Consider the following 11,557-nt stretch of genomic DNA (forward strand, 5'->3'; position numbering starts at 1 on the left):
TTTTGCATATTGGATACGCTTTCAAAACTGGATAACGAAAAACGGCAATTTTTGCCGTCTTCTGTCGTTCACATTATAGCTTTTTTTCTATGATTTTGTCCAGCAAGGCATTGCACCCCGCATCCATTAATCGGTATGTCTCTTCAAAGTTCCCGGTGAAATATGGGTCCGGCACCTCTCTCAGCTTTTCTTGTGGCAGCAGGTCCATGAATTTTAATATGTCAGCCTCTGCTCCGCCCGCGATTTTGCGTATGTTTCGCTCATTGGAGTCATCCATGCACACGATATAATCAAACGCTTCAAAATCATGACCTTTCATTTGCCGCGCCTGTAGGCCATGTTCACTAATTCCGTGCAGCTTGAGCTGGTTTAACGTTCCCTCATGCGGGGGATTCCCAATATGCCAGTCTCCTGTTCCTGCCGAGTCTACCCGAATTTTTGCACCCAGTCCCCGTTCCTCCGCTTTATGTCTCAGTACCGCCTCCCCCATCGGGGAACGGCAAATATTACCCAAACACACAAACAAAACGTTAATCATTTGTCTCTCCTTCCTAATGCGCGTTACAATTCCTTTTTTCTGTTTCATTGTAGCTATGCCCTCCAAAATTGTGCAAGCCATATTTAACGCGTTATACTTAAAAGCTGATGAGCTATGTAGATGTATGACAGACAGAAAGGATGTTGAATATGACGAAGAAGCGCGCGATTGTATTTTCCGGCGGTCGTCTTAGCGAGGAAGATCTACAACAAATACAACCTGGGGATTTCATTATTGGTGCAGATAAAGGTGCCCTATTCCTGATCGAACACGGCATTACGCCACACGTATCTGTAGGAGACTTTGACTCAGTAACACCTGAGGAAAAGTCACGGGTTGAATCCGCAAGTAAACGTATGCTTTCGTGCGATCCCGTGCTCAAGGACCTGACAGATACAGAGCTTGCTCTGGAAATTGCCATGGATGAGCAGGCAGAACATGTGCTTATGCTTGGCGTTACGGGGACACGAATGGATCATACGCTGGCTAATGTTCAAATATTGGTACGTGCGATGCAACATCATATAAGCTGTGCCATTATGGACGCCCATAACTATATTGAACTCACTGGATCCACGCTGGAGATTGAGCCTATGGGTTATACATATACATCTCTCATTCCTATGACTGCCGAAGTAACCGGTATAGAGCTGGATGGATTTATGTATCCACTGCACAATGCCACACTTAAAATGGGACAATCACGCGGTGTCAGCAACCAGCTGATCGCTCCAAAAGGGACGATTTCCATCGAAAGTGGACTGCTGCTTGTGATCCAAAGTAAAGATTAATTATGACATTATTGTAACCTTCGTAAAAGGATTTTTTCTGCTTAAAACCCTTGCTAATCAAGAGTTTTATCATTTATCCCGATTTGTGAAATTCGATATTTTTTACAAATTGTAATTTTTAATCGTTTTTTAATAATTGGCGTGTAAGCCTTGTCCCTCAAGGATTTGAGAGTGCTTTTCCAACTATTAGGCGGCTTCAAAGCTGTTATACTCAACGCTGTCAGTTAGTTAGCAACTCAGCAAAATATTACACAAATCAATTTCTGGAGGTACTTACAACATGAACATGCATAAAATCATAAAAAAGGCAATTATCGCAGGAATGGCAGCCACTATCGGCTTTGGAACGTTTGCATTAGAGGGAACAAATACGGCTCAAGCTGCCACCGCTACTTCTGTAGGCCAAAAAGTAATTAACTACGGTGAAAAATATCTGGGGACTCCCTATAGATTTGGTGCTTCCACAAGCACAACACGCAATTTTGATTGCTCTTCCTTCATGAAGCACATATTTCAGAAATACGGCGTCGACTTGCCTCGTACCTCTGTTGCACAATCCAAAGTTGGACATGCCGTATCCAAGTCCAATCTGAAAAAGGGTGACCTCGTGTTCTTTTCGAGCGGTAGCCGCGCCACAGGTCGCAACATTACACATGTAGCGGTCTATGTAGGTGGAGGTAAAATTTTACACACATATGGCGGACCTGGGGTTACTTACTCCGATTTGAACTCTGGCAACTGGAAAAGAACATACATCAAAGCACGCCGCGTGCTGTAGCATTCATTTGATTTAGCCTATTCAAGCCGGGACTCTGGGTCTCGGCTTTTTTATATTTCCCCATACTTTACTACTCTGTTTCAGGGGGTGTTCTGAGTGAATAGCCGATGCCTCGTTCCGTGCGAATCATTTTGAATCTTTGTCCTTTGTCTACCTTGACTCTCAAATGCCTGATATACACGTCTACTACGTTCGTATCAACAATATAATCATGCTTCCAGACATCCTTCAAAATTTGCTGCCTGCTGCAAACCTGATTTAGATGAATAGCCAGATGAAACAAAAGATCAAATTCTTTCGGAGTTAATTCCAGCTTCTGTCCGCCTCTGCTTACCAGTCTACTTCCACTATCAATATGTAAATCACCCGCCTGTATCGGCCTTTTCACATCACATGCAGTACCAAAAATCCGCAATAAATTAGCCACTCTGGCTTGAAACACTTTAGGGGAAAAGGGTTGGACAATCACATCGTGTGCTCCCTGCTCAAAACAGGAAACAATATGGTTTTCATCGTCCGATGAGGTCATTACGAACATGGGAACAGTGGGATCATTTTGCTGCATGATGCGGATCAAGCCTTGTGTATTGGCCTGCTCATTTTCCATATTGAGTAGCAGCAAATTCACAGAATTTTCGTCTAAATAGGACTCTCCCTCCGCTACATTGCGGGCGTAAACAACCTGATAGCCTTCCTGCTTCAACTGATGCACGTACGTAGTAGCAGATGCTTCATTCCCATTCACGAGTAAAATTAACGGGTTCATTCTTCTCACCCACCTGTGTTTGGACATAGGACTGCGATATGGATACAGACGTATTTGATACAAATGATTTAAGCATTATTTATTATATTGTAACAAAAAAGCAGAGAAATCATTCCCCGGGGGAAGACTTCCTGCTTTTACGGTTTAGCCTAAATAGCGGTGATAGATTTTCCTTGCTTCTGTTACGTCCTTCGTTCCGTGTATCAAGGCTCTTCCATCTGCAAAAATAACTAAACGGTGCGCTCCCTGACTGAAAGAAACCAGAAACGGATTTTGCTCCACTCTTCCCTCTCCCAAAGAAGCCAGTCTGTCTGCTGTTTCTTTAAGATTCACCTGTATCGGCTTCGCTGGTCTAATTTGAACGGTATCCCGGCCGCACAGTACATCTGTTTTCTGGCGATGGGCTGCCGACAAATAAGGGTAGGTCGGATGAGTGCCACAAGAAGGACAATCCGCTTTTTTGATACTGTCTACTGCTATCGCTACATACTCATTTTGCCACAGATCAAACGAAAGCAGCTTCCCCCTAAGATCCTCCGGGTATCCACCAAGTAGCTTGAAGGCTTCCGTGGTTTGGTTGGCCGTGACCATCTGCACCGCCTGTGCTATAATTCCCGCGGTATCACAGGTTTCTCCGCCGAACGGTACAGCTCCAAGCAGACAATGAAGACAAGGTGTTTTCCCTGGTAAAATGGTATAGGTTACACCATAACTGCCAACACATCCCCCATAAATCCAAGGAATGCGATGCTTTTGTGCCATATCGTTCATAAGTAGCCGGGTATCAAAGTTGTCGGTGGCATCCATAATGAGGTCCACTCCCTGAATCAGCTCTTCCAATTCCTCTACCCCAACATCCAGTACATGTGCATGTATGATCGTTTCCGAATTGATTTCCTTTAGTCTTCGCTGGGCAGCTACTGCTTTGGGGCACCTCTCTGCGGCGTCACTCTCCTGAAAAAGCTGCTGGCGCTGCAAGTTACTCCATTCCACATAATCCCGGTCTGCAATGGTCACAGTGCCTACGCCTCCACGAACGAGCGTTTCCGCAATCCCGGTACCCAGCGCTCCAGCACCTATGATCAGTACGTGGGATGAAGCCAGACGACGTTGTCCTTCCGGCCCGAAAGGGGCGAATCTTTCCTGTCTGGAATAACGATCATTTTGTTGTACTTGCACACCAGTTTTTTCAGTCGCCTTCATGCCTGAACCAAGCCTTCTGTCGGGCTGCTTGCCGAGGCATAACGTTTTACAGGAATCATGCCCGCCTCAAAACCGTATCTGCCCGCGCGAACAGCCAGCTTCATCGCTTCAGCCATTTTTACAGGGTCCTGAGCTCCTGAGACAGCTGTATTCAACAGCACGGCATCTGCCCCCAGTTGCATCGCCATTGCTGCATCTCCAGGTGAGCGAATACCGGCATCGACGATAACCGGAACCTCCGCTTGTTCAATAATGAGCTCCAATGAGAACGGGTTTAGCAAGCCGCGTCCGGTACCAATGGGTGAAGCTCCAGGCATAACGGCATGTACACCAAGCTTTTGCAGCCTTTTGGCAAGAATCACATCATCCGATATGTAAGGCAGCACGATAAAGCCTTCCTCCAGCAGTTTTTCGCTAGCCTTGAGCGTTTCAAAAGGATCAGGCAGCAAGGTCTTGCTATCCCCAATGACCTCCACCTTAATCATATCGCACAGACCTGAGGCTCTCGCCAGCTGAGCGATACGCACTGCCTCATCCGCTGTCGTCGCTCCTGCCGTATTAGGCAGCAACGTATAACAACTCAAATCCAGCGTATCCAGAAAATGTTGCTTATCCCGTTCCTCCAAATTTAATCTCCGCACGGCAAACGTCAATATTTCGGTCTCCGCAGCTTCCACAGCTTTGGATTGAATATCCAGATCGGGGAATTTTCCTGTACCCAATAGCAGCCTTGACGTAAAAGATGCTTTGCCAATCGTTAACATGATTAACCGCCTCCCACAAAATGTACAATTTCCAAGCTATCTCCATCCTTCAGTACCGCTTCATCATGATCTTCACGAGTCAATATGTGACGATTCAGCTCCACCACTACAGTTTTCACTTTCAAATCCAGCTCTTTCAGCAGTTGATCCACATGAATGATCCGATTGGAAAAGGTCATGTTCTGACCGTTAATCGTCAGCTTCATTTGCTCGCCTCCTTTATACGTTCAGGAGAAAAGCTGCTTATTCCAAGCTCAGCCACACCAGCCCCTTTTAACAGCGCTGCAATCGCACGCCCGGTAGCTTCGCTCAGCAGCACACCGTTCCGGTAGTGTCCGACCGCAGTATATACTCCGTCCACGCCGGGAACAGCTCCAATACAAGGACGCCCCGCCGCTGCCTGCGGACGCAAGCCTGCCCAAGTGCGTATAAAAGAAGCTTCACGGACGCGAGGCAGCCAGGCAGAAGCACGGGCCAGCAGCCCCTCCAGGCTCCCAATGGTGACCTCTTTGTCATACAGATGTGGCAGACTCGTCGCCCCAATCCAAAGCTCGTTATTCCGCTTGGGCACCAGGTAAATATCATCGGCGTAAACAGTATATTCCAATGGATGATCCTTCAAGGAGACTGCAACAGCCTCACCCTTGACCGGATTAAGCGGATATTCAAAACCAACCTGCTCCAGCAGTCTCATACTATCCAAGCCTCCAGCAATAATGACCTGTTCGCAGGAAAAAAAACCACTGTCTGTTTGTACGCCACAAACTCGCCCATTCTGTATTACGAGTTGCTCCGCCTGTGTACCAGAGCATATTGTTGCTCCCAGTACGACAGCTGCCCCCGTATAAGCACGACAAAGCTGGGCAGGAGAAATCTGTGTCTCCTTTGATCGGTATATAGCCCCGATCACTTGACCATCCAAACCTGGAATTCGGCAGGCCAATTCTCTGGCATCCCACCACACAGGATGATCACCCTCTCGCGCAATAGCCGCATTCCAGCGTTTTTGCCCCTCTGCTTCCGAACGGAAGGGAGTCACAAATCCTTCTGTTCGGAATTCCACCGCAACACCAGACAAACGCTCCAGGTCACGAACCAGCTCGGGAAGTGCATCCCGGCTTGTGCGGGCGAACTGTGCCAACTCCGGGTCGGTGAATTCTTCACTCTCTGCTGCCAGCATCCCTACCGCAGCCCCTGAGGCTCCCCCGCCCGGAATGAATCGTTCCACCAATATCGTACTGCGACCCTCCTTGGCCACATGATAAGCAATGGAGCTACCGATGACACCTCCACCAATCACCAAGCATTCAGCGTGTCCAATAGCTTGTGCCTCTGTTTTTATCTCTGGCATATGTTCCATCTCTCCTCTCCCCTAAACGATTCTGCTTGCAGCGATCTCCTACTTTCGTTTCACCACTACAGGCTGTGCACTACCCGATCCGCCATTCGCTTGTACGCCATCGCAGCCGCAACGGGGGACTCAGCCTCCCAGATGCCAGACATCACCGCAATTCCGCTTGCACCCACAGTATACAGCTCGTGAATATGGCGTGGTTGTATGCCGCCTAGAGCAATTACAGGGATGCTCAGCAGCCTGCATATGCGCTCAAGCTGTACTATACCTCGCGGAGTGACCCCCGGCTTGCAGTGAGTCTCATACACATGACCATAGAGTACATAATCCGCTCCTGCCTGTTCGGCAGCCTGTGCCTCCTCCAAAGAATGCACCGACACCCCGCAGTGCGTACCCTCTGGAAGTATACTTTTGACATCCTCAACAGGTAATCCGTTAGCCGGTAGCTGGATAGCTCCAACGGAGGTAAGCAAAGCAACATCCACTCGGTCATTTACTGCAATTTGCTGTAAAGGAACTCCTCGATTCACCATACTGCGGGTTAAAGCAAGCAATTCAAATGCGCCCTTCTGCTTCAAGCGCACGTGTACATAATGAACATACGGATGAATAGCAGCAGCCACTTGGGCAGTATGTGCATGTGCACTGGAATCGCCTTCCATCGTAATTACGTGCAATTCGATCTCATTCTCACCTCACAATGGACTAAATGGTTGTAAGCTGACCCTGTATCTTTACAGTCTCATATCGTGCTATACGGTATGGACTAGCCACGTTTACCAGCAAAAAAATGAAGGGGTACGATATATGAATACGAACATATGAACACAAACGAAAACGCAAAAAAACCACTTCCCAAAGGAAGTGGTTTAACGTACGTCCAATAACCGAACGGACCATCATATCCGTATACGTATATTGTCCCACGAACAAACAAAGTAATGATTTTCGTTACCTCGTTTGTACGGCGCTCACTTCCCTACGCTGGCATAACCCAGATCAGGTGCAAAGGGTCCGAAATCCGTTTATTCCGTCTCAGCCGCATGGGCGGCTCCCCTAGTGTAACTATTTTATTGTATCAGCTAAAGATAGCTTAGCATATTTTCCTAATCCTGCAAACCCCGCTTCTTGTGAAGCTTGGTACAGAACTGGATATTTAGTTGACTTTACTTGACCATTCTTCCACATTCCACGTTTTGGTTACCCAATCCTCGTAAAAGTCCGGTTCGTGAGATACGAGCAATACCGTTCCTTTGTATTCCTTCAAGGCACGTTTCAGCTCATCCTTCGCTTTGATGTCCAAGTGATTAGTAGGCTCATCGAAAAGCACCCAATTGCTTTCCCGCATTAGCAGTTTGCATAGGCGGACTTTGGCCTGCTCACCACCACTGAGCGCGGATAGCGGACGGGTGATATGCTCATTTTTCAAACCGCAACGCGCCAAATGCGCCCGTACCTCATGCTGGTTCAAGTGCGGGAATTCATTCCACACATCCTCAATCGGTGTAACTTTCTCTGCGCGTACTTCTTGCTCAAAATAAGCCGGCTGCAAGAAATCCCCTTGATAGGTCTTGCCGCTGATCGGCGGAATTTTTCCCAGAATGGTTTTGAGCAATGTCGATTTACCGACACCATTGTAGCCCACAATCGCAATTTTATCGCCACGTTCAATCGTCATGGACATTTTAGGCAACAGGGCATGGGTGTAGCCAATTTCAAAATCAATACCCTCAAATACCGTTTTCCCACTCGCACGCGCTTCTTTAAATTGGAATGTTGGCTTAGCCGCTTCTTCCGGTTTATCGATGCGCTCGATTCGATCAAGCTGCTTCTCACGACTCTTCGCCCGACCTGACGTAGAGGCGCGAGCCTTATTGCGTTGAATGAAATCTTCCTGTTTCTTAATAAAATCCTGCTGCTTCTCATAAGCTTCAATATGCTGGCTTTTGTTCAGGTCCGCCATTTCAAGGAACTTTTCATAGTTGGCTGAATAACGGGTCATTTTGGCAAATTCAAGATGATAGATGACATTAACGACCTGATTCATAAACTCAGTATCATGAGAAATAAGAATAAATGCATATGGATAATCCTTCAGATAACGTGTAAGCCATTCAATATGCTCTACATCCAAATAGTTGGTAGGCTCATCCAGCAGCAGCACATTCGGCTTTTCCAGCAGCAGCTTGGCAAGGAGCACCTTGGTCCGTTGTCCACCGCTAAGTGCGGATACATCCCGATCCAGTCCTATCGCGGAAAGGCCCAATCCATTCGCCATTTCTTCAACTTTCACATCGATGAGGTAAAAATCCCCCATATCCAGTTGTTCCTGAATTTCACCCATCTCTTCCAGCAGCACTTCCAGTTCTTCGGGAGAAGCTTCACCCATCTTGTCAGTGATCTGCATCATTTCCTTTTCCAATTCCAACAACGGGAGAAAGGCATCCTTCAGTACATCCCGCACTGTTTTGCCAGGTGTCAGCTTGGTGTGCTGATCCAGATACCCATAACGTACACGTGGAGTCCATTCCACTTTGCCTTCATCCTTAAGCAATTTTCCGGTCAGAATGTTCATCAGTGTCGATTTACCAACACCATTGGCTCCCACCAAACCTACACGTTCCCCTCCGAGCAATCGGAAGGATACATTTTTAAACAATGCGCGGTCCCCAAAGTTATGGGATACATTTTCTACAGTCAATAAACTCATAAGCTGTTTTTGGCTCCTTATTGTCATCGGCAATGCCGACTGTTCTTATTTCATATGCATTTCTTTCAAAGCCTTATTGTAGCACATTCAGCAGCCTTATCGGAATATTGAAAATGGGTGAATTTGAAGGATTTTGATATTGTCTGCTTATAAAAAAAGAAAAACCACTCGTAGGAGTGATTTATTTAAAGATTGTTTAAAGATTTATTTATATTCATTATAACATTTATATTCAAAATACCCTGCGGCCGCCGCAGATTTTTCATCCGTAAAACGCTCTGTCGCTTTAAATGGAGCTGGACAAGAATCTCTGTAAAAATATTTCATTCCGGTATCCGGCTCTACGCCGCCGATAATGGCTTGCTTCCTCACGACTCTTCCGCCACCAAACCCATAGTTATTATAGTACCTGTCTCCAACCGGGATTCCCTGGATAAACGCCATCAGCCCCACATCATCTACCGTGTTATACCATTCCTCTTGTGAGATGAGCGGTAGCGTGAAAGTATAGGATACACCATTATGTGCTGCCTTTTCGTTATGGAGATTAATAAGTCGGCCCAGATCCTCCTGAATGCTGTGGACAATGGTGGAACGTCGTACTTGCTCAAAAGCTTCCGGGTCATTAAGCAACGAGATCGTTGTCTGTCCCTGAAGTTCCTTTTGAAAGCCCTCTACCCACCTGTGATTCCGAGCATCATAGGCGTGTACATAATTGTCCAAAGTAAATCCAACACTGTTACCTACTGAATCAACATAGGCATAAGGTTTTTTTTCACTCCATTTGGGTCCTTGGACAGCTTGTCCATGCTCATCTGTGTAAGATACGGAAGCAAACGCATAATAGCCGTCATAGTCCAGAACCATAAGAGCAGGCATATAATCCAATAGTGCACGTTGTGCCACTGTATCCCCATCAATTCCCATGTTAAGAAAAAGGCTACGCAGAAAGGTGTGCAGCGCTTCTTCTTTATCTACACGAAAAAACTTGTCCGAGCCATACCCAGCCTCTCGTTCCTGACGTTCATTCTGTGAAAGCACGACACCAGCATCCTGAACTGCGGTACGGAGGGCCGAGGTATATTTCATTTCCAGTTGTTGTACTTCGCGCTGATTCTGCACCCGCAGGTCACTAACTACGCCAAAGGGCAAAAACAGCAGGATAAATATAACTGCAAAATCAGTAATCTTCATTCAGTACCATGCCCCCGTAAGAAGCTGTAACCGCCGGTTTGCCGCTATCTGCCCCACCAAGAAGCCATGATTTGTACAAATCCGCAGGGGTGCGATTCGTATTGTGCACCCGCACTGTAAAATAATCTCCTGACATCATGGTATACCGACGTGTTTGATCTGACTTTGGCTGCTGATTGTCAGGAAACAGTACAGGCAAGATTTGCGGGTTATAGTATCCATCATATACGGAGGAATAGTAGCCAAGAAAGGTGTCCGGCTTCGCATAATCTGCATAGTCAGGTACATATTTTTTGTGCATATGCTCCAATTCAACCTCATACGTATTTCCCGTCAGATCCAGCTCGCGCATAAAATCGTCGTACATCGTTGGTGTAATATATCCCTTGGTCCTCACCATATCAACAAAACGTACGGTTGAATGATATGTATTTAACCCGGATATATCGTCCTGCCGTTCAGCGGCTTGGGCTGCGGGCACTATATACAAGAGCAGGACAGCGAGCAATGCCCCCAACAGCTTGGATATTGATTGAACCACTTCAATCCTCCCCCAATTTCTCAAAACGTATGGATTGTATATCTCCATACTGATCACGCTGTGGATGCATGGAATATAAAGAGGAAGCATCAAGGGCTATTACATCGGGCTCAAACGGTTCAGAATACATATCGTACACTGTACCATCGACCTGGACAGGAATGCCGTCCTGCAAGTTCATACGGATTGCCTGCATAACTTGAGTGCCTTTGATCCGTTCTGGCATACTCACCTCTAAAATACGATTGATACGGCCCTCGGAATGTTCCTCCTGCTGCGATCTTAATTCCAGTGTAGTACCCATCTGACTGGACAACTCTGCTGCCGCTACACATGCGGTTATAAACAGCGTAACTGACACACCAAGCCGCAGCATACTTGAAGCGTGATCAGACATGCTACCCATCTCCCTTACAATTGATATCCTTACTGTGGTGCTTAGGATTGAGTGAACAATAGCCCGCGTACAACATTCGATTTATCCTTGACGATTTCAGCCTTGAATTTACCACTTGGATTTACGTATTCGTTTTCTTTCTCATTCAGCGTATTCGTTATTTTTCCGGTCTTATCACTTCCACCGTTCACCGCTCCATACTGTTCACTGTCAGGGCTAATGTTCAGCGCATTTCCATACCACTGACCTGCCATGTTTTTTCCAGTTTTAATCTGAATCCCGAATTGGTCCTTGCCCTGAAATTTCCGCAGTGCATTGGTCACCTGGGACCCGCTGATCGTTGTACCGTCATACACCGTAAAAGAGGCTTGAGACAACTCGGTCTGGATATCGGCAAAATTGTTTTGTGCCGTTTTGGTTGCCTCCTGTGCTGAAATAAACAAAATAACTACAATTGTGATCAGTGCAATGGTCAAAAATATGCCAGCAGCTACTTTTAAGGCTGTTGATGCGTTATTCAT

General features: G+C 46.6%; 14 protein-coding genes and 1 riboswitch. Of the genes, 2 read left to right on the forward strand and 12 right to left on the reverse strand.

The annotated features are described in order from the left end of the window. Positions 1-73: 73 nt before the first annotated feature. Complete coding sequence (locus E0698_RS07515) at positions 74-538, reverse strand: low molecular weight protein-tyrosine-phosphatase (RefSeq protein WP_134914791.1); 465 nt, start codon at positions 536-538, stop codon at positions 74-76. A gap of 149 nt (positions 539-687) precedes the next feature. Here E0698_RS07515 and E0698_RS07520 point away from each other — a divergent pair, with 149 nt between their 5' ends. Further along, a complete protein-coding gene (locus E0698_RS07520; protein WP_134914784.1) occupies positions 688-1,329 on the forward strand; it encodes a thiamine diphosphokinase in 642 nt (213 codons plus the stop codon). Positions 1,330-1,609: 280 nt separating this feature from the next. Then, a complete protein-coding gene (locus E0698_RS07525; protein ID WP_149095096.1) occupies positions 1,610-2,107 on the forward strand; it encodes a C40 family peptidase in 498 nt (165 codons plus the stop codon). A 70-nt stretch (positions 2,108-2,177) separates the two neighbouring features. Here E0698_RS07525 and E0698_RS07530 read toward each other — a convergent pair whose 3' ends face one another. The 11 genes from E0698_RS07530 to E0698_RS07580 form a co-directional block, all read right to left on the reverse strand. Then, positions 2,178-2,873, reverse strand: coding sequence for a response regulator transcription factor (locus tag E0698_RS07530; protein WP_192511140.1), 696 nt, complete (start codon positions 2,871-2,873; stop codon positions 2,178-2,180). Between the two features lie 144 nt (positions 2,874-3,017). After that, positions 3,018-4,076, reverse strand: coding sequence for a thiazole biosynthesis adenylyltransferase ThiF (locus E0698_RS07535; protein ID WP_192511141.1), 1,059 nt, complete (start codon positions 4,074-4,076; stop codon positions 3,018-3,020). Further along, the gene (locus tag E0698_RS07540) at positions 4,073-4,840 is read right to left on the reverse strand and encodes a thiazole synthase (protein ID WP_134914788.1); all 768 of its coding nucleotides are present in this window, start codon (positions 4,838-4,840) and stop codon (positions 4,073-4,075) included. Before E0698_RS07540 ends, E0698_RS07535 begins: the two co-directional genes overlap by 4 nt. Before the next feature lie 2 nt (positions 4,841-4,842). After that, positions 4,843-5,046 (reverse strand): sulfur carrier protein ThiS, encoded by a 204-nt coding sequence (thiS, locus tag E0698_RS07545; protein ID WP_014281483.1) that lies wholly within the window; start codon positions 5,044-5,046, stop codon positions 4,843-4,845. Then, entirely contained in the window at positions 5,043-6,191 is a 1,149-nt protein-coding gene (gene thiO, locus E0698_RS07550) for a glycine oxidase ThiO (protein ID WP_192511142.1), read from the reverse strand. Before thiO ends, thiS begins: the two co-directional genes overlap by 4 nt. Positions 6,192-6,256: 65 nt before the next feature. Further along, a complete protein-coding gene (locus E0698_RS07555; protein ID WP_273041444.1) occupies positions 6,257-6,871 on the reverse strand; it encodes a thiamine phosphate synthase in 615 nt (204 codons plus the stop codon). A 282-nt stretch (positions 6,872-7,153) separates the two neighbouring features. After that, positions 7,154-7,262, reverse strand: a riboswitch (TPP riboswitch). Positions 7,263-7,350: 88 nt separating this feature from the next. Beyond that, positions 7,351-8,904 (reverse strand): ribosomal protection-like ABC-F family protein, encoded by a 1,554-nt coding sequence (gene abc-f, locus E0698_RS07560; RefSeq protein WP_149095101.1) that lies wholly within the window; start codon positions 8,902-8,904, stop codon positions 7,351-7,353. Positions 8,905-9,108: 204 nt separating this feature from the next. Further along, positions 9,109-10,098 (reverse strand): hypothetical protein, encoded by a 990-nt coding sequence (locus E0698_RS07565; protein WP_192511143.1) that lies wholly within the window; start codon positions 10,096-10,098, stop codon positions 9,109-9,111. Then, positions 10,085-10,639 carry a hypothetical protein gene (locus E0698_RS07570; RefSeq protein WP_192511144.1) on the reverse strand — a complete coding sequence of 185 codons (555 nt, stop codon included), beginning with the start codon at positions 10,637-10,639 and terminating at the stop codon, positions 10,085-10,087. Before E0698_RS07570 ends, E0698_RS07565 begins: the two co-directional genes overlap by 14 nt. A gap of 1 nt (position 10,640) precedes the next feature. Further along, positions 10,641-11,036, reverse strand: a complete 396-nt coding sequence (locus E0698_RS07575; RefSeq protein ID WP_192511145.1) for a hypothetical protein — start codon at positions 11,034-11,036, stop codon at positions 10,641-10,643. Positions 11,037-11,077: 41 nt separating this feature from the next. After that, positions 11,078-11,557, reverse strand: a complete 480-nt coding sequence (locus E0698_RS07580) for a hypothetical protein (protein ID WP_023988985.1) — start codon at positions 11,555-11,557, stop codon at positions 11,078-11,080.

The sequence above is a fragment of the Paenibacillus sp. 23TSA30-6 genome, assembly GCF_014858585.1.
GTDB lineage: Bacteria > Bacillota > Bacilli > Paenibacillales > Paenibacillaceae > Paenibacillus.

Bases quoted from the DNA above. Each gene is read 5' to 3' on its own strand.
- E0698_RS07565 (WP_192511143.1), bottom strand. From the start codon at position 10,098: ATGAAGATTACTGATTTTGCAGTTATATTTATCCTGCTGTTTTTGCCC.
- E0698_RS07580 (WP_023988985.1), bottom strand. From the start codon at position 11,557: ATGAATAACGCATCAACAGCCTTAAAAGTAGCTGCTGGCATATTTTTG.
- E0698_RS07525 (WP_149095096.1), top strand. From the start codon at position 1,610: ATGAACATGCATAAAATCATAAAAAAGGCAATTATCGCAGGAATGGCA.
- abc-f (WP_149095101.1), bottom strand. From the start codon at position 8,904: ATGAGTTTATTGACTGTAGAAAATGTATCCCATAACTTTGGGGACCGC.
- E0698_RS07515 (WP_134914791.1), bottom strand. From the start codon at position 538: ATGATTAACGTTTTGTTTGTGTGTTTGGGTAATATTTGCCGTTCCCCG.
- thiS (WP_014281483.1), bottom strand. From the start codon at position 5,046: ATGAAGCTGACGATTAACGGTCAGAACATGACCTTTTCCAATCGGATC.
- E0698_RS07535 (WP_192511141.1), bottom strand. From the start codon at position 4,076: ATGAAGGCGACTGAAAAAACTGGTGTGCAAGTACAACAAAATGATCGT.
- thiO (WP_192511142.1), bottom strand. From the start codon at position 6,191: ATGCCAGAGATAAAAACAGAGGCACAAGCTATTGGACACGCTGAATGC.
- E0698_RS07540 (WP_134914788.1), bottom strand. From the start codon at position 4,840: ATGTTAACGATTGGCAAAGCATCTTTTACGTCAAGGCTGCTATTGGGT.
- E0698_RS07530 (WP_192511140.1), bottom strand. From the start codon at position 2,873: ATGAACCCGTTAATTTTACTCGTGAATGGGAATGAAGCATCTGCTACT.
- E0698_RS07575 (WP_192511145.1), bottom strand. From the start codon at position 11,036: ATGTCTGATCACGCTTCAAGTATGCTGCGGCTTGGTGTGTCAGTTACG.
- E0698_RS07520 (WP_134914784.1), top strand. From the start codon at position 688: ATGACGAAGAAGCGCGCGATTGTATTTTCCGGCGGTCGTCTTAGCGAG.